Genomic DNA, 16,667 nt, shown 5'->3' with positions numbered 1-16,667 from the left:
CCCGGCGGATCCCCCCATGAACGAGCACATACTCGATTACGCGGCCGTCGGCATCGGCCCCGCGAACATGAGCCTCGCCGCACTCGCGCATCCGGTCGAAGGGCTGCGCGGCGCCCACCTGGAACGCCGCGAGAGCTTCTCCTGGCACCCGGGACTGCTGCTCCCCGAGGCCACCCTCCAGGTCTCGCTGCTCAAGGACCTGGTGACGCTGGTCGATCCGACCAGTCCCTTCTCGTTCCTGTCGTTCCTCGCGAGTGAGGGCCGGCTCTACCGGTTCCTGGCCGCGGACTTCCCGGCCGTCCTGCGCGCCGAGTTCAACCAGTACCTCCAGTGGGTCGCCGGACGGCTGCCCGGCCTCACCTTCGGGGCGGACGTACGCGGCGTCGACTTCCGCGACGGTGCCTTCCGTCTCCGCACGGACGAGGCAGAAGTGACGGCGCGCCACCTGGTGCTCGGCACCGGGCTCACCCCGTCCGTCCCCGAACCGTTCCGGCCCTTCCTCGGCCCCACCGTCTTCCACTCCGGGGAGTTCCTGCTGCGGGCCCCCGAGGTGACCGGACGGCGGGTCGTCGTGGTCGGCGGCGGCCAGAGCGGCGCGGAGATCGTGCGCCACCTGGCGGCGGGCGCGTCCCCGGAGAGCATCACCTGGGTCAGCCGGCGGTCGTCGTTCCTGCCCATGGACGACTCGCCGTTCGCCAACGACCTCTACACGCCCGACTACGTACGCCGCTTCCACGCGCTGCCGGCCGGCCACAAGGCCCGGCTGCTGGAACGGCAGAAGTACACCAGCGACGGCATCGACCTCCAAGTGCTCCAGGACATCTACCGGTTGAGCTACCGCGACGAGTTCCTCGAGAACAAGCCCGGCCGGCTGCGCTTCCTGTCGGACTGCGCGGTCACCGCGATCGAGGGCGGGCCCGACGAATGGAAGCTCGTCGTCGAGTCCTCGGGACCGGAGGCACCCGCCGTGCTCGCCGCCGATGTCGTGGTCCTGAGCACCGGATACGCCTACCGGCTGCCGGACTTCATGGTTCCGCTGGAGGCGCGGCTGCGGCGGGAGGACGGGATGCTCGTCGTCGGCGGCGACTTCTCGGTGGCGTGGGACGGGCCGGCGGAGAACCGGATCTACCTCCAGAACGGCGCCCGGCACTCCTGGGGCGTCGCCGATCCCAATCTCAGCCTGCTCGCCTGGCGCAGCGCGGTCATCCTCAACAGCATGCTGGGTGAGACGAGGTACCCCGTATGACCGCTCGTCAGGTCACGCAGTTCCAGCCCGGGGCGGCCGGCGCCCTGGTCCCCTTCGGTCCGACCGAGGTGGAACCCGACGGAGTGACCGTCGCCGAGGCCGACTTCGCCCGTTCGGTCTTTCCCGGCGTGCCGTTCAAGGCGGCCCGCTTCACCGTGCCCCCGGGCGGCACCAGCTCGCCCGACCAGCACGCGGTCCAGGAGATCTGGGTGGTCCACGCCGGATCCGGCACCCTGGTGGTGGACGGCGAACGCTCGCTCGTCGGGCCCGGCTCCGTGGTCGGCTTCGCCTCGCGGGCCGTCCACGAGGTCTTCGCCGACCAGGGCGAGGAACTGGTCGTCTACTCCTTCTGGTGGTCGGCGCCCGATGAGTGAGCGCACCACCGGGAGCGGTGAGGTGCCGCACTACGACCTCGCCGTGGTCGGCGCGGGCGTGGTCGGCGCCCTCGCCGCGTACTACGCCGTGCGCCGGGACCCGGGCCGCCGGGTCGCCGTGATCACGCACAGCGGACGGGGGACGGGCGCGACCCGTCTCTCGGCCGGGTTCGACACGCCCACCGGGCACAACCCGGCCCAGCGCGCCCTGGCCGCCCGCAGCACCGCGCTCTTCGACGAGCTCGCCGCCCGGTTCGGGGGCGCGGGACGCGCGCCGGTCGACGTCCGCTGGCTGGTCGCGCGCGAGAACGCGGCCGCACTCGAGGCGACCCTCGCCGCTGGCGGCCCCACCCGCCCGGTCACCGGGGAGCAGCGGGCGGTGCTCGACCGGACGTTCCCCGGGCTCGCCCACGGCGGCGACGAAGTCCTGCTGTCGACGGCGCCCATGACGATCGGCCGGGCGCAGTGGCTGGCCGACCGGCTTCTCGACGAGGTCCTCGGCCACCCGGGCAACGCCCTCCTGGAGGGCTTCCGGGTGACCGGAGTACGCCGTACGGGCGGGCGCGTCGAACTGGCGGCCGCCGACGGCAGCCTCGTCACCGCCGCCCGGGCGGTCCTGGCACCCGGCCCCTGGGTCCTCGACGGCCCGGCGGCGGTGGCGGCGGCCGCCCGCGCGCGCGGGGCCCGGGTCAAGAAGGTGGTGGCGTTCCACGTCATGACGCCTCCCCCGCCGGGCGCCCCGGCGCTGGTCCTGGAGGACGCCGACGCCTTCCTGCTGCCCCACCACCCCGGCGGCCACTGGATCCTCAGCATCACCTCGCCCGACTGGGACCGGGGCCCGGACGAGGCGCTCGCCATCGGCGCCCGTGACCGGGAGCTCGCCCGCGCCCTGCTGGCCCGGTACGTCCCCGGGTTCCTGCCGCACCTGCTGGGCGGCCGGGTCTTCAGCGACTGCTTCACCCCCGGCCACCTGCCGGTCGTGGACACCGTCGGCGGTGACGACGTGGTCATGGCCATCGGAGGCTCCGGCTCCGGCTACCGACTCGCCCCGGCCATGGCCGAGGACGCACTGAACCTGCTCGACGGGAGAACGCGAACATGAGCCTGCTGACCGGGGACACGCACACCCCTCGGCACTACCTCCTGGTGCCGCCCGAGGCCACCCCCAACGGGCCCCTGCACCTCGGACACATCGGCGGCCCCTTCCTGTGGTCCGACATGATCGCGCGGCATCTGCGGGTCCGGGGCGACCTGCCGTTGGTGATCACCGGCAGTGATGTGTACGAGTCGTACGTGACGCTCAGGGCCCACGCCGAGGACTCCACGCCCGCCGAGGTCGCCGCCCGCTACGGACAGCGCATCCAGGACGACCTGGCCGCGCTGCGCATCGGCGTCGACGCGTTCATCGTCCCCGACCAGCAGCCGTGGCGGGAGCAGTTCGAGCAGGAGGTCACCGCCTCGATCGAGCGGCTGACGGCCCGCGGCGCGGTGCTGACCCGCACCGAGCGCGTGCCGCACTGCGCGGCGTCGGACCGCTGGGTGGTGGGCGGCTGGCTCCAGGGCCGCTGCCCCGAGTGCGGTGCGGGCATCGCCAGCTACTTCTGCGAGGAGTGCAGCGCGCACTTCCTGCCCGAGTCGGTCCTCGAGCCGCGCCCCCTCCTCGACGAGGGGCCGCTGACCTGGCGGGAGATCTCCAGCCTCTTCCTGCGGCTGCCGGACCGCGACCTGCTGGACGGCACGCTCGCGGACCTGGGCGTCGCCGACCGCTACCGGGCGACGGTGGCGCGCTTCCTCGAGCGCGACGGCCTGACCGTACGGCTGAGCGCCCCGCAGACGTGGGGACTCCCGCTGCCCGCGCCCGAGCCGGACGTGCCGCGCGCCCTCTTCCCGTACGCCGGGATCTTCATGTTCGCCCGCCTCGCCGGCGCCGTCCACGGCCGGCTGTCCGGCACGGGCGTGAACGCCTTCGACCCGGACTCCGGGGTCACCACCATCACCACCCTGGGGATCGACAACGTGATCCCCACCCTGGTCTCGATCGTCGGCACCAGCCTGCTGCACGGTGACATGAAGCCGTACGACCGGTGCCTGATCAACCACTTCTACCAGCTGGCCGGCCGGAAGTTCTCCACCAGCGCCCGGCACGCCATCTGGGCGGCGGACATCGCCGCGTCGCCCGCCATCGGCGTGGACACCGTCCGCTACCACCTCGCCGGGGCCGATCTGGAGTCGGGGGCGGCGAGCTTCGAGACGGCGGACTTCCTCCGGACCGCGAACGCCACGCTCGCCGACGGCCTCGGCAAGCGGATCGACGCCGCCTGGAGCCGGCTGCCCGGGGAGCCGCCGCAGGCGCCCGCCCCGGCCGTCACCGGCCTCCTGGAGTCCCTGCTCGCCGAACAGTCCGCGGCGCTCGACGCCACCCGCGTCTCGACCCGGCGCGCGGTCGCGGCGCTCGACCGCTGGTGCGCCGACGAAGCGGTCGCCCACGCGGCCGAGGACGGCGCGTACTGGTGGCTCAAGGGTCTGTCCCTGCTGGCGTTCCCGGTCATGCCGGACCTCGCCGAGCTGCTCTGGCAGGGCCTCGGCGGAGCCGGAGAGCCCCGGGCGGCGTCCTTCCTCGCCCGGACGGCGGCCCGCCGGGACCTGCCCGCGCCCGGCTTCGCCCGGGTCAGCGCCGCCGATCTCGACGCCTGCCTGCCCGACACCCTGCGACCGGGAGCGGACGCGTGACCGACCGGACCACACCGCTGTACGTCGTCCTCAACCGCTCCGGCGACGAGTTCGGCGAGTACCACCGGTTCCTCGACGGCCACCCCTGCCGGATGGTGTACGTCACCACGCCCGGCGGGCTGCCCGCGCTCGACCGGGACGGGGCGACCGAGGTCCATGTGCGCGACAGCCTCGCCCACGACGACCTGCTGCCCCTCCTGCGGGAGATCGCGGACCGGCACGGCACGCCCGAGGCCGTCTTCGGGCAGTCCGAGTACGACGTCCTGACCGCCGCCCGGCTCTCGGCCGCGCTCGGCGTGTCCGGCGGCTACGGTCTCGCCCTCGTCGAGCGGTTCAAGGACAAGCCGGCCATGAAGAGCGCGGTGGGCGCGGCCGGTCTTCGGGTCCCCCGGTTCCGGCGCCTCGACGACGCGCCCTCGGCGGAGGCCGTCGTCGACGCCCTCGGCGGTCCGCCCCTGGTCGTGAAGCCGCGCGCAGCGGCGGGCTCCCAGGGAGTCACGGTCGTCCACGGCGTCGACGAGCTGCGTGAGGTGCTCGAGGGCGTCGATCTCGCGGCGTACGAGTGCGAGGAGTACGTCGACGGGGACATCTTCCACGTCGACGGCGTCCGCCGCGGGGGCCGTCTCCACTTCGTCACCGCTTCCCAGTACGTCCACACCTGCCTGGACTACGCGCACGGCCTCCCGCTCGGCTCGGTCCTGCTCGACCCGGGCCCCGAGCGCGACGAGGTCACCACGTTCGCCGACCGCTGTCTGCGGGCGCTCGGGCTGCGCGACGGCGCGTTCCACCTGGAGGTGATCCGGCGCCCGGGGGGCGAGCTGGTGTTCCTGGAGGTCGGGCTGCGGCCGGGCGGCGCGCAGGTGCCGTTCCTGCACGTCGACCTCTACGGCATCGACCTGTTCGCCGAGGCGTTCCGGGCGGCCCTGGGCCTGCCCCCGCTGTGGGAGCCGTCCGGAGCGGCCGGGCCCCGGGCCGGCGGCTGGCTGATCTACCCCGCCCCGCGCGAGCTGCCGGCACGGGTCGTCGCCCGTACCTCGCCCGGGCCGGCCGTCCCCGAGGTCTACCACGAGGAACTGCCCGCCGTCGGCCAGGTCATCACCGGGCCGGGCAGCTATGACGAGGGCTGCGGAATCTTCCGGTTCCGGGGCGGGAACGCCGCCGCGGTGCGCGCCGCCGTGCACAGCGCGATGGAGGTGTACGGACTGCGGACCGAGCGGGCCGGGGAAGCCGCGCCGCATGGCTGAGGCACGCCGGTACGGCGCCGTGCCGCGCGCCTGGTTGCGGGAGGTCCTGCCGGCCGCCGGGAACGCGCGCAGACTCGGCGTCCTCACCCTCATCCAGTCCCTGGGGCTCGGGGTGTTCCTCACCTCCAGCGCCGTATTCTTCACCCGGACCATCGGCATCCCCGCCCAGCGCGTGGGCCTCGCCCTGTCGGTCGCCGGGCTCTGCGGTCTGCTCTGCACCGTGCCCATCGGCCGGCTCGCGGACCGGCTCGGCGCGGGCCGGGTGCTCACCGTCAACTTCCTGCTGGCGGCCGTCGGCTTCAGCGCGTACTGCCTGGTGGACGGCTTCGCCGCGTTCCTGGCGGTTGCCTGCGCCCTCGCGGTCCTGGAGACCTCGGCGGGCGCGCTCCAGGCGTCGCTCACCGACGCGCTGGTGGGCGAGGCGGAGCGGGTGAGGGTGAGCGCGCAGATGCGCAGCCTGTTCAACCTGGGTTTCCTCGGCGGCGCCGCGCTGGCGGGAGCCGCCATCGCGGCCGGCACACCGACCGCGCTGTACGCCACGGTCCTCGCCAACGCCGCCCTCCAGCTGGTGTCCGTCGTCGTGCTGCTCGGGATGCGGCTGCCGGCGGGTGCCGGGCCCCGGGCGGCGGGGGCCGGGGCGGCCGGGGCCGGGGCGCCGGGCGGGGTGCTGCGCAACGCCGCGCTGCGGGACGTGCGCTATGTGGCGGTCGCGCTGGTGTGCGGGGCCCTGGAGCTGTACCACCCGCTGCTGACGGTCGGTCTGCCGCTGTGGATCGTCACCGGCACGGACGCGCCCGCGCTGCTGGTGTCGGGTCTGCTGATCCTGGACACGGTGCTGGTGCTGTTGTTCCAGGTCGCGGTCTCCGGGGGCGCGCGCACGCCGGCCGGGGCGGCTCGTATGCTGCGCTGGGCGGGGTGGGCGCTGGCGGCGTCCTGCCTGGTCTTCGCGGTGAGCGGGGGGCACGGCGCGCTCCTGGACAGCGCGGTGCTGCTGGGCGGGGCGCTGGTGCTCGTCCTCGGCGAGCTGTACCAGGCTTCGGCGAGCTGGGGCCTGTCCTTCGGGCTCGCCCCTGCGGGCCGGCAGGGGGAGTACCAGGCGGTGTTCTCCCTGGGGCGCGGACTCCAGCAGTTCGCCGGGCCGTGGCTGATGACCTCCCTGGTCGTCGGCGCGGCGGCGACCGGCTGGCTGGTCCTCGCGGTCCTCTTCGCCCTGCTCGGGCTGGCCGCGCCGCCGTTGGTGCGCGGCCTGGAGAAGGCCCGCGCGCGGACGGAGCCGGCGCCGGCCTGAGCAGACCGGCCCGAGCGGACCGGCCCGCGCCCGTCCGCACCACATGTGTCACACCCGTACAACCGAAACAGGTAAGCGAGCACCATGACCGTACAGCGACGGCACGACCCGGACGAGCGCGGCTTCGCCAGCGACAACTACGCGGGGGCCCACCCGGAGGTCCTTGCGGCGATCGCCCTGGCCAACGGCGGCCACCAAGTCAGCTACGGCGCCGACGTCTACACCGAGCGCCTCCAGGAGGTGGTGCGCGGCCACTTCGGCCCCACCGCGCAGACGTACCCGGTCTTCAACGGCACCGGCGCGAACGTGGTCGCGCTCCAGACCATGCTCGACCGCTGGGAGGCCGTGGTCTGCGCCGAGTCGGCCCACATCAACGTCGACGAGGGCGGGGCGCCCGAGAAGGTCGCCGGGATCAAGCTGCTGACGGTGCCCACCTGGGACGGCAAGCTCACGCCCGAGCTGATCGACCGGCAGGCGTGGGGCTTCGACGACGAGCACCGGGCCCGGCCCAAGGTCGTCTCGATCGCCCAGTCCACGGAGCTCGGCACCTGCTACACGCCGGACGAGATCCGGGCGATCTGCGACCACGCGCACGACCTCGGCATGCTCGTCTACCTGGACGGGGCCCGGCTCGCCAACGCCGCCGCCACCCTCGGCGTGTCCCTGCGCGAGATGACCACCGACGCCGGCGTGGACGTCCTTTCGCTCGGCGGCACCAAGAACGGGCTGCTCTTCGGCGAGGCGGTGATCGTGCTCAACGAGGACGCGGTGCGCGGCATGGCTCACCTGCGCAAGACGAGCATGCAGCTGGGCTCCAAGATGCGGTTCATGTCGGTGCAGTTCGAGGCGCTGCTCGGCGGTGACCTCTGGCTGCGCTCGGCGGCCCGCTCCAACGCGATGACCCGGCGGCTGTACGAGGCGGTGCGGGACCTGCCGGGCCTGGAGATCGCCCGGCCGGTGCAGGCCAACCAGATCTTCGCCGTCCTGCCGCCGGCCGTCACCGAGCGGCTGCAGAAGCGTTTCCGCTTCTACACCTGGGACGAGCAGGCCGGTGAGGTCCGCTGGATGACCTCTTTCGACACCACCGAGGACGACGTGGACGCGTTCGCGGCGGCGATCGCGGAGGAACTGGCGGTGGAGCGGGGCGACGGGCCGGCGGGCGCGCTGACCACGGCCGAGCGCGAGGAACTGGTGCGGCTGCGCCGCAAGGTCCTCGAGATGGAGCAGACGATCGAGGCGCTGGGGAAAGCGCCCGCCTCCGCCGCGAGCCGCCCGTAGCCGGCGGCGGGGCCCCGGAGGCCGGGTGAGCGCCCCGGCCTCCGGGCGGGAGGAGCGCGGACGGGCCGTCCGGTGCCGGCTCCCACGGCTCGCCGCCTGGCTCGCTGATCGCGTGAGGAGGCTGCTGCGCCGCCGGTGACGCGGCCGTACGCGCGCGGGCGCCGTCCCCGGCGGCCGGCTGCGGCCGGCGGCGGTCGGCCGTCAGGCCGGGGACACCGTTCCTCCCGCGTTGCGCGTCATGCGCTGCAGTACCTTCAGCGTGATCAGGTATTCCGCGTCCGAGACCCCGGCGTGCACGTGCCGGCGGCCGGCCCGCTGGGTCTCGGCGGCGCGGGCGTGCAGGGCCCGGCCCTCGTCCGTGATGCGGAGCCGGCCGCCCGGGTCCGCGACGACCAGCCCCCGTTCGAGCAGGAGGTCGATGTCCGGGGCCAGGCCGGCGCCGACGTCCAGGTTGGCCCGCTGGGCGGTGACGACCTCGTCCCGGGTGGCACCGTTCTCGCCGTGCAGCACCTGGTGCAGCACCCACCACTGGGGCTGTGTGATCCCGATCGCCGCGAGGCGCCCCCTGACGTACGCCATGAGCGTCTTGTTCGCTGCCCAGGTCCAGTAGCCGACGGGCTGGTCCACCAGTTCCTCGTCGGGGTGCGAGTACTCCATCACGCCGCCTTCCTTCCGGGCCGCCGCCGCGCCTTGGTGATCACCATCGTCGCGGCCCCGCTGCCGGAAGTCCAAGAACCAGTCGTTCTGGGGTCCAGCACCTCGGCGCATGCGCCGGCCGGCCGTGCTCACGGGTGGTCGGGGCGTTGTTCCGGACGGGTGGCGGCGCCCTTTCCGCTGCGCCGCGCTTCGGGTTGCTGAGCGTCACCCGTGGTCGGGCTCCTCATCGCCGTGCCGTGCGCGCCGGGGCTCCCCAGGCGGTCGATGGGCCCCCACGCACCGTCCTGCCGTTCGACCTCCCGTTCGGCTTCGGTGATCACGCTCTCGTCGATCCAGCCGATCGGTTCCACGTCCCGGACCAGGGGTTCGTTGTCGGGTCCGCGGCCGGCCTCGGTGCCGTGCAGCAGCCAGGGCTTGACGCGGCCGTCGCGGACCCGCGGGAGGTGGGAGTAGTCGTACAGGCGCCGGGCGGCCCACGTGCGCAGCGACCGGTCCCGCCACCATTCCTCGACGTCGAGGGGGTTGGCGGAGAGTCCGGGCAGTTCCACGCCGGTGAGCTCGTCGCGGCTGGCGGGAGAGGCGAGGTCCTTGTGCGGGCCCAGGGACCAGCGGACGTAGAGACCCCGCCGTCGAGACAGCAGACCGGCCAGTTCGTCCAGCGACCCGACAGTCATGAGGCGCGTCCGGTAGTCGGTCTCGTTCATGCCAGGCGGCTACCCGGCTCCGCGCCCGGCACTCTTCTTCTCCCGGCACCGGCCCTCGCGCCCCCAGGCACCCCTCGGGGCCGGGTCCGGCAGGGTCGGGCGGCCCGGGAACGGCATCAGACGGCGGTCAGGGCGGCGGCGCCGAAGGAGACGTCGAAGCGGTCGCACCAGATGGCGACGCTGGTGTACTCCGAGAGCGTCACGTCGGCCGGGATCGGGTAGTTCTGGTCGCCCTTGTTGCCCTTGAGCCCGCCGAGGCTGACGTGCTTGCCGTCGTCGAAGACGCGCCAGCCCGCGGTGCCCTCCTTCACCGGGGCGTCGGTCAGCCACACCTGCAGGTCCGGCCCGCTGCTCGTGTCCAGGCCTTCCAGCCGCAGGGTGCGCGAGCCGTCCGCGAGACGGACGATCCTCACCGTTCCGGTGGTGGTGTGTTCGTGGCTGATCAGGGTCCCCCGGGCGAGCGTGCGCGGGCCGCCGGGGGCGGCGGAGGCGTCAGGGGAAGGGGCGGGGGCCGTGGGCGCGGCGCTGGGCAGGGCTTCGTGGACCGTCCGGTCCTCCCAGAGTTTCCACGGCTGGAACCAGTAGAGCCCGGCGGCGATCACCACCGCCGCCAGCACCGCCGCGCCCGCCACCAGCGGTCCGCGCCGCCTGTTCCCACGTCCCATGACCCGCTCCTTCGTCGTCGTCCGGAATGCATTCAACGGCATGCGGAGCGCGCGGGCCACGGGTGCGCCGGTGACGGACGCCTTCGGGGGCCCGCGGGGCGCGGCCGTGCGCGGTGCGGCCTCCCCTCCGGCCGGTGCGGAGCGGCGGCCGGAGGGGGCCGGCCGTCCTATTTGGGCCGGAAGTCGCTGCCGGCCAGACTGCGCCAGACGCTCACGACGATCGCCAGCTGGGCGGCGAGGTAGGCCACCTGCGTGGACAGCCCGCGCAGCTGGTAGACCGAGAGGAGCAGGCCGAGGCGGCTGGGCCAGAACCTCCGCTCCTCGCTGAAGGTCTCCATGTCCATCCAGATGCTGGTGAGCGTCAGGACCAGCAGCATGAGCGCGACGTGCAGGAAGACGTACCCGAGTTCCGTGTCGGTGATCTGGGTGAGCAGCGCGCCCACGCAGACGGGGAGGGCGTAGGCGGCGGTCAGGCTCAGCGCGCGCACGGGACTGCGCCGCCCGGGCAGCACCCGCCACAGCGCGCCCAGCGCCAGGCCCGCCCCGGCCCACGCCACCTGCCAGGCCAGGCACTTCGCCGCGATCTCCGGCACCCCGGAGAGGCTCTGGAACGTGGCCATCTGGGTACGGTCGTCCTTGAGGTAGCTGAGCCAGACGAGGGCGATGCTGGCCGGGAACCCGAAGCAGAAGGCCAGGCGCGCGGCGCTCCGCGCGTTCTCCCACCAGTCGCCGCCGGGCCCCCAGCTCAGGGCGGCGTCCAGTACGGAGACCTGGTGCGGTGGGCGGTCCCCGGACCACCCGTCGAACAGCCAGTGGTGCAGTGCGTCCAGCCTCTGCTCCAGCTCCTCGCGCGAGAGGTCCCCCTCTCCGCGGCCGCGGTCCAGCGCGTACAGCTTGTGGTGCAGGTTGCGGAACTCGTGGGCCTTGTTCAGCAGGACGTGCCGGCGCCGCTTCGATCCCAGCCTCCGGATGCGGAACTCCTTCCTCGTGCGGCCCAGTACGGAGAAGCGCCGGCCGATCAGGACCACGGCGTACAGGGACGCGATCATCAGCAGGAGCCAGGCCCCGAACAGCACGTTGGAGCCCGCGAACTCCACTTGCCGGAATCCCACGCAGAGGGCGAAGACCGCGACGGTCAGCAGGAGATCGGCTCCGGCCGGCCCCAGCGGGGGCCCTTCGCCGTCGCTGCTGGCCCGGGCCAGCCGCGCGGTGACGCGGGCCCGCAGCAGTGCGACGAGCGCGATGCCGGTCACCAGCCACGCGTAGGCGTAGACCCAGGTGAGCCCGGCGTACGGGAACTGCTTCAGGAATTCCACCCACTCGCGGTCCCGGGCGGTCCGGGACTGGTCGATGAGCCAGTACGCCCGCCTCCACCAGCGTTCGTGGGTCCACCAGAAGGAGGCGAGCAGGACGGACCCGGCCGCGGCCAGTACCGCCGACGCCCCCACCGTGCAGCGGACCGGCGCCCCGTCCCACGCCCGGTTCCAGGAGTGCCGGACCAGTTCCCCCTCGCGTGCGAGGCGCCACGCCCAGGCCGTCATCGCGGCGAGCCACAGCCACAGCGTGGCCAGCGCCACCAGGGTGAGCCCGGTGGCCCCGGCGGGGGCCACGACGGCCGGCACGGCTCCGATGACCGCCACGGCCGAGGCCGTCAGGACCGCCGCCCGCCTTTGACGCCGGACGCGTCCGGCGCCGGAGGCCCCGCGCTCGGTGGGGGCCGCCGGTGCGGAAGCCGCAGGGCGCCACGGGCGGGCGGCGAGCACCAGCGCGAGGCCCAGTGCGATGGCGACGAGGGACCGCGCGGGCGGGGGGAGCGACTCGGGATGGTCCACGATCAGCACGCGCAGCACGGCGGCCACCGCGACGCTGACCGATGCCCACGTCAGGATCACCCGGGCCAGGCCGTCGTGTGCCGGCGGTCCGGGCGGGGCGCCGGAATCCGCCGGGCCGGACGGCCTCGCCCGCACCGCGTAGCCCACGGCCAGCGCGCTCACCGCCGAGGTGAACACCCACCACGAGGCGACCCCCACCCAGCCCAGGGACCACCACTGCTCGCCCACGTTGAAGGAGCGCTGCCAGGGCGGGTCGACGTCCACCCGCACGTCGAAGGGCTGCGGACCGGACCACACCAGACGGTCCCGGTCGGCGGAGGACGGCGAGGGGAAGACGTTGGTGGCCTCCAGCCCGTCCAGCCGGATCTCGACCGGCCCCCACGTGGCGTCGCCCAGTGTCCTCGGCGGCCGCAGGAAGACGTGCCAGCTGTCGCCCCTGGCGTTGACGGCGATCCTCCACGGCCCGAGCCGGAACGGCCTGCTCTGCTCGATCCACGCGGTCGCCTCGTAGTCCACGGTGACCACGTCGCCCCGCACCCTCACCCGCGGGTCCTGGAACCGCCACTCCCGTGCGCGCGGGGTTTCCTCGTCGCCGCGCAGGAGGCAGCGCATGGCGGTCCGGTAGGGCGCCGTCTTCTCGCTGAGTGCCAGATCCGTCGCGCGGGGCCATTCCTTCGTCGAGACGCTGACGGTCAGCTTGGAGATCACCTGGGCGTAGCTGCGGTCGTGGTAGTCGAAGTCGAGCCCCGCGGTCACCCTGTGGGCCTTTGGCCTCCCGAGGTCACAGGGGTCCGCCCCGTGCGCCCGGGCCGCCCCCGCCGACGCCATCACGGCGACGAGCGGCAGGATGAGCAGGCACCACCAGCGGGTCTTCACGTCGCGCCCCGTCCGCATCGCCGTCCAGCACCCCGTCCGTGCAGCCTTACCACCGGGCCGCGCCCCCTCGCACGCGGCCACGCGGCCGCCGGACCTGGGCCCACCCGCCCGGCCGCCGCCGACCGGAGCACACCGACGGCATCACGGCCGCGCCGATGGGCCGCCCACCCGTTTGCGGCCGCGCCGGGGGCGGCGAATGATGGGTTCAGGGGCATCTGACGACCTCGCCCCGGGACGTGCCATGACCCACCCGAAGGAAACCGCCGCCCGCCAGCCGCTCCCCCGCTTCGAGGAGGCCGAAGGGCTGGGCCCCTCGGACGCGGCCTTCGTCCGCGATCTGGTCGAGGTGCTCGAGAAGCACGGCAACCTGGACCGCTTCGGTCTGTGCCTCCTGCACGACCACTTCCCGCTCGCCCCGGACGAGGTGATGGTCGAGACCAACGACTCCGCGGCGCGCACCCTGCACGCCCGCGTGGAGAAGAGGGGCCGGACACGGCACGTCAAGCCCTCCCAGTGGAGGTTCGCGCCGCACGGCGCGGAGCCCGGCGGGGGCGGCCCGTACCAGGTCGTCATGCTGTGCGACCCGCTCGACCTGTGCCCCGGCGACGGGGACGGCCGCCGGTGAGCGGTGCCGCCGACCGGATGGCCTTGCCCGCCGGGCCGTCTGGGGCGGCGCGGCGCGGGGTAGTACGGGTACGTGCTGTCCTTGCCTGCCGACCACCGCGGCCTGCGTGAGCGCTTCGCCGCCGAGGGCTACGTGCCGCTCCCCGGCCTCGTGCCGCTCGACCGGCTTCCCCTGCTCCGGCGCGAGATCCGCCGCCTCGAATCGATGGCGGCGCACCAGGACGCGGCGGGCCCGCCCCGGCCGATGACGACGCTCGGCGGGCGGATCATCGCCGAGGAGTCCGAGCTGATCCCGCGCGTCTACCACGACCCGGCACTGATCGGGCTGGTGCGCGCGATCTCCGAGCTGGAGGCCGTGACCGTCGCCGATCCGCTGGAGCGGCACGTGATCGACATCCTGCATCCGCACGGAGACGCCGACGGCGCGCACCACCACGCCCATCCGCTGGCCCTGGTCGTCTTCACCGAGGCGCCCGGGTCGGCCCGGGACGGCGGGCTGCTCCAGTACGGGCCCGCCGCCGGTGCTCCGCCGGCGCCCGACGAGCTCGCGCGCCGGGCCCATCACCGGCCCGGCGACGGCTACCTGCTGCGCAGCGACGCCATCGCCCACCGGGTGACCGGGCTGCGCCGGCCGGGGCTGCGGCGGGTCGCGCTGAACTTCGCGTACACCACGCCCGACCGGCGGACGGCGGCACGATAGCAGCCCTCCGCGGGCTCGCCCGGATGTTTGTCCGATGGTGATGGTCCTTCCGCGGCGCCCCCGGACGGGGCGCTAGCGTCCCGTGGCACCCCAGGAGTTCGGGTGCGCACCGCAGGGCGCCCGCCGCCGCTGCCGCCCCGCTCCTCCTGCCGGCCCACGGAGCGAGGAGGCACTGTGCTGTCACTGCGACGGCGATCCGTCAGCGGCTTGTCGGTGGCCACGAGGTACACGATCGGGAGCGCTCTGGTCATCACCGCCCTGGCCGTGACGCTCATCGCGCTGCTGATCCCCGTCTCGAAGTTCGGCGACCGGCCGCCGGTCCCCGCGGCGGCGGCCGCCGGTCCGGGGACCGACGACGACGGCGCCGGGACCATGAGCACCGCGTACGGGCCCCTGACGGCCGCGGACCGGGACTTCGTCCGCAAGGTGCGGCTCGCCGGACTGTGGGAGGGCCCCGCCGGGCGGCAGGCCCAGCAGCGCGGGACCCGCCCCTCGGTGCGCACGGCCGGGACGCACCTGGTGGAAGGCCACGCCGACCTGGACCGCCAGGTGATCCAGGTCGGCCAGGCCCTCGGCGTGGACCTCCCGGACCGGCCCAGCGCCCAGCAGCAGGGCTGGCTGGACCAGCTGACGAACGCCCCCGGCGGCGAGTACGAACGGCTCTTCGTGCAGTTGCTGCGCCGCGCGCACGGCAAGGTGTTCGCCCTGCTGGCGCAGGTCCGTGCGCAGACCCGCAACTCGATGGTGCGCGCCCTCGCCACCTCGGCCAACGCCACCGTGCTGGACCACATCACGGTCCTGGAGGAGAGCGGGCTGGTCGACTTCGACTCCCTCTCCGACGCGGGCCCGGCGCCCGCCTCCCCCTCTCCGGTCCACCACCAGGGGGCCGTGCCCCCTCAGATGTCCGACCGACGATACGAAGTGAAGTGATCGCATGAGTCACAAGGGCCACAGGCGCCCCCGGTTCACACTCCTCGCGGTGGTCTCCGCCCTGGTGCTGGGCGGTGGCGGCGCGGCCGTCGTCGCCGGCAACGCGAACGCCGGGCAGGACGGCCGCGCGGGGCAGGTGACGGCCACCATCGACTGCCCTGACGTGGGCGACCGCCTCACCTCCGTCCCCGACCAGGCCCGGGGCGAGGTCGACGAGAACCTCGCCCGGCTGGACGTCCAGGTGGCCGACGCCTACCGTCAGCTCGCCTCCGGGCAGGTACGGGACGAGAAGCAGAAGGACGCCCTCCTCGGACGGCTGCGGGACCAGCGCGCCACGACCATCAGCCGGGTGTCCGACGCGATAGGCCGCTCCTCCGGACGCCCGGAGGGGCTCGAGGAGCTCAGCGGTTGCGCGATGAAGGAGGCACCGGCCGCCCCGGACGAGGAGGCGCCCGCCGCGGCGGCCGCCGCGGCGGGGGCTCCGGACGCCGCCGCCCGGAGCTTCGGGCAGAAGGGCGGCCCGGCGCGGAGCGACTTCGTGGACATCACCAAGGTGAAGCCGAACGTACGCACCCCCGCGCCCCGGCGGGGAGCCTCCAGGGGCTCCTTCACCTCCGAGTGCGGCCGCAACGAGAACGGCCACTTCAACCCCGACAACGTCATCGTCGCCCCCGGCGTCTCCAACGGCGCGCACCACATGCACGACTACGTGGGCAACAAGACCACCGACGCCTTCTCCACCAACGACAGCCTCGCGGCCTCCGGCACCACCTGCGGCAACGGTGACCAGTCGACCTACTACTGGCCGGTGCTGCGGCTTCGCGACGGCCGCGCGGAGAAGGACGCCAAGGCCCCGGGCGGCGGGCAGGACGCCAACGTGGGCACGATCCTGCGGCCCAAGCAGGTCACGATCAGCTTCAAGGGGAGCCCCGTCGGCCAGGTCAGGGCGATGCCCCGGTTCCTGCGGATCATCACCGGTGACGCCAAGGCGTTCAGCAACGGCACGGCCAACGCCAACGCCTCCTGGAGCTGCACCGGCTTCGAGGACCGCCAGCTGAAGGACAAGTACCCGCTCTGCCCCAAGGGCAGTGACGTGGTGCGCACGTTCACCTTCCAGAGCTGCTGGGACGGCCGCAACACCGACAGCGCGAACCACCGCACGCACGTGGACTTCGCGGACGGCGACGGCCGCTGCAAGAAGGGCTTCACGGCCGTGCCGCAGCTGGTGCAGCGCATCACCTACGGTGTGGCACCGGGGGCGCGCTTCGCCGTGGACAGCTTCCCCGAGCAGCTGCACAAGCCGGTGACCGACCACGGCGACTTCATCAACGTCATGTCGGACGGTCTGATGGCCAGGGCCGTGGGGTGCATCAACGGCGGGCGCGGCTGCCGCTGAACCGGCGCGGTCCGTCCCCGTACGGGCGGGGGGGTATGGGCGGCCTGGTCTCGGCTCCCGCCCACGCGAGTTGTCTTTTCCCAAGAAGGGGCGCACCCGCCCCCCACCCCCCGCCCACTCCCA

15 protein-coding genes are annotated in these 16,667 nt (G+C 74.0%); 11 read left to right on the top strand and 4 right to left on the bottom strand.

Annotation, left to right across the window (positions count from 1 at the left end; translation table 11 throughout):
• Positions 1-16 precede the first annotated feature (16 nt).
• The 7 genes from ACZ514_RS02200 (at position 17) to ACZ514_RS02170 (ending at position 8,160) form a co-directional block, all read left to right on the top strand.
• On the top strand, positions 17-1,246 hold the full coding sequence (locus ACZ514_RS02200; protein ID WP_469123854.1) for a lysine N(6)-hydroxylase/L-ornithine N(5)-oxygenase family protein: 1,230 nt from the start codon (positions 17-19) through the stop codon (positions 1,244-1,246).
• Positions 1,243-1,620 carry a cupin domain-containing protein gene (locus tag ACZ514_RS02195; RefSeq protein WP_468163069.1) on the top strand — a complete coding sequence of 126 codons (378 nt, stop codon included), beginning with the start codon at positions 1,243-1,245 and terminating at the stop codon, positions 1,618-1,620. Before ACZ514_RS02200 ends, ACZ514_RS02195 begins: the two co-directional genes overlap by 4 nt.
• The gene (locus ACZ514_RS02190) at positions 1,613-2,722 is read left to right on the top strand and encodes an FAD-dependent oxidoreductase (protein WP_468163071.1); all 1,110 of its coding nucleotides are present in this window, start codon (positions 1,613-1,615) and stop codon (positions 2,720-2,722) included. Before ACZ514_RS02195 ends, ACZ514_RS02190 begins: the two co-directional genes overlap by 8 nt.
• Positions 2,719-4,350 (top strand): class I tRNA ligase family protein, encoded by a 1,632-nt coding sequence (locus tag ACZ514_RS02185; protein ID WP_469123853.1) that lies wholly within the window; start codon positions 2,719-2,721, stop codon positions 4,348-4,350. The genes ACZ514_RS02190 and ACZ514_RS02185 overlap by 4 nt, the downstream gene beginning before the upstream one ends.
• Complete coding sequence (locus ACZ514_RS02180) at positions 4,347-5,594, top strand: ATP-grasp domain-containing protein (protein WP_468163075.1); 1,248 nt, start codon at positions 4,347-4,349, stop codon at positions 5,592-5,594. The genes ACZ514_RS02185 and ACZ514_RS02180 overlap by 4 nt, the downstream gene beginning before the upstream one ends.
• The gene (locus ACZ514_RS02175; protein ID WP_468695251.1) at positions 5,587-6,882 is read left to right on the top strand and encodes an MFS transporter; all 1,296 of its coding nucleotides are present in this window, start codon (positions 5,587-5,589) and stop codon (positions 6,880-6,882) included. Before ACZ514_RS02180 ends, ACZ514_RS02175 begins: the two co-directional genes overlap by 8 nt.
• Positions 6,883-6,966: 84 nt before the next feature.
• Positions 6,967-8,160, top strand: a complete 1,194-nt coding sequence (locus ACZ514_RS02170) for a threonine aldolase family protein (RefSeq protein WP_468163079.1) — start codon at positions 6,967-6,969, stop codon at positions 8,158-8,160.
• A gap of 201 nt (positions 8,161-8,361) precedes the next feature.
• Here the strand turns inward: ACZ514_RS02170 and ACZ514_RS02165 are convergent, their stop codons facing one another.
• From ACZ514_RS02165 to ACZ514_RS02150, 4 genes are all read right to left on the bottom strand, one after another.
• A complete protein-coding gene (locus tag ACZ514_RS02165; RefSeq protein WP_468163081.1) occupies positions 8,362-8,817 on the bottom strand; it encodes a MarR family winged helix-turn-helix transcriptional regulator in 456 nt (151 codons plus the stop codon).
• A gap of 128 nt (positions 8,818-8,945) precedes the next feature.
• Positions 8,946-9,521: a DUF6098 family protein gene (locus tag ACZ514_RS02160; protein WP_469123852.1), complete on the bottom strand. Its 576-nt coding sequence runs from the start codon at positions 9,519-9,521 to the stop codon at positions 8,946-8,948.
• A 116-nt stretch (positions 9,522-9,637) separates the two neighbouring features.
• Positions 9,638-10,186, bottom strand: coding sequence for a DM13 domain-containing protein (locus ACZ514_RS02155; RefSeq protein ID WP_468163085.1), 549 nt, complete (start codon positions 10,184-10,186; stop codon positions 9,638-9,640).
• Between the two features lie 167 nt (positions 10,187-10,353).
• On the bottom strand, positions 10,354-12,912 hold the full coding sequence (locus tag ACZ514_RS02150) for a DUF6185 family protein (protein WP_469123851.1): 2,559 nt from the start codon (positions 12,910-12,912) through the stop codon (positions 10,354-10,356).
• Between the two features lie 223 nt (positions 12,913-13,135).
• On the opposite strand from ACZ514_RS02150, the gene ACZ514_RS02145 reads away from it, so the two are divergent.
• From ACZ514_RS02145 to ACZ514_RS02130, 4 genes are all read left to right on the top strand, one after another.
• Positions 13,136-13,519, top strand: a complete 384-nt coding sequence (locus ACZ514_RS02145) for a hypothetical protein (protein WP_469123850.1) — start codon at positions 13,136-13,138, stop codon at positions 13,517-13,519.
• Positions 13,520-13,591: 72 nt separating this feature from the next.
• The gene (locus ACZ514_RS02140) at positions 13,592-14,218 is read left to right on the top strand and encodes a HalD/BesD family halogenase (protein WP_469123849.1); all 627 of its coding nucleotides are present in this window, start codon (positions 13,592-13,594) and stop codon (positions 14,216-14,218) included.
• A gap of 213 nt (positions 14,219-14,431) precedes the next feature.
• On the top strand, positions 14,432-15,148 hold the full coding sequence (locus tag ACZ514_RS02135; protein WP_468163093.1) for a DUF4142 domain-containing protein: 717 nt from the start codon (positions 14,432-14,434) through the stop codon (positions 15,146-15,148).
• Positions 15,149-15,152: 4 nt separating this feature from the next.
• Positions 15,153-16,544, top strand: coding sequence for a DUF1996 domain-containing protein (locus tag ACZ514_RS02130; protein WP_469123848.1), 1,392 nt, complete (start codon positions 15,153-15,155; stop codon positions 16,542-16,544).
• Positions 16,545-16,667 lie beyond the last annotated feature (123 nt).

Source organism: Streptomyces sp. NPDC034086, assembly GCF_055575515.1.
This window is presented reverse-complemented; position numbering and strand designations above follow the sequence as displayed.

Bases quoted from the DNA above. Each gene is read 5' to 3' on its own strand.
- ACZ514_RS02200 (WP_469123854.1), top strand. From the start codon at position 17: ATGAACGAGCACATACTCGATTACGCGGCCGTCGGCATCGGCCCCGCG.
- ACZ514_RS02195 (WP_468163069.1), top strand. From the start codon at position 1,243: ATGACCGCTCGTCAGGTCACGCAGTTCCAGCCCGGGGCGGCCGGCGCC.
- ACZ514_RS02190 (WP_468163071.1), top strand. From the start codon at position 1,613: ATGAGTGAGCGCACCACCGGGAGCGGTGAGGTGCCGCACTACGACCTC.
- ACZ514_RS02185 (WP_469123853.1), top strand. From the start codon at position 2,719: ATGAGCCTGCTGACCGGGGACACGCACACCCCTCGGCACTACCTCCTG.
- ACZ514_RS02175 (WP_468695251.1), top strand. From the start codon at position 5,587: ATGGCTGAGGCACGCCGGTACGGCGCCGTGCCGCGCGCCTGGTTGCGG.
- ACZ514_RS02170 (WP_468163079.1), top strand. From the start codon at position 6,967: ATGACCGTACAGCGACGGCACGACCCGGACGAGCGCGGCTTCGCCAGC.
- ACZ514_RS02165 (WP_468163081.1), bottom strand. From the start codon at position 8,817: ATGGAGTACTCGCACCCCGACGAGGAACTGGTGGACCAGCCCGTCGGC.
- ACZ514_RS02160 (WP_469123852.1), bottom strand. From the start codon at position 9,521: ATGAACGAGACCGACTACCGGACGCGCCTCATGACTGTCGGGTCGCTG.
- ACZ514_RS02155 (WP_468163085.1), bottom strand. From the start codon at position 10,186: ATGGGACGTGGGAACAGGCGGCGCGGACCGCTGGTGGCGGGCGCGGCG.
- ACZ514_RS02150 (WP_469123851.1), bottom strand. From the start codon at position 12,912: ATGCGGACGGGGCGCGACGTGAAGACCCGCTGGTGGTGCCTGCTCATC.
- ACZ514_RS02145 (WP_469123850.1), top strand. From the start codon at position 13,136: ATGACCCACCCGAAGGAAACCGCCGCCCGCCAGCCGCTCCCCCGCTTC.
- ACZ514_RS02130 (WP_469123848.1), top strand. From the start codon at position 15,153: ATGAGTCACAAGGGCCACAGGCGCCCCCGGTTCACACTCCTCGCGGTG.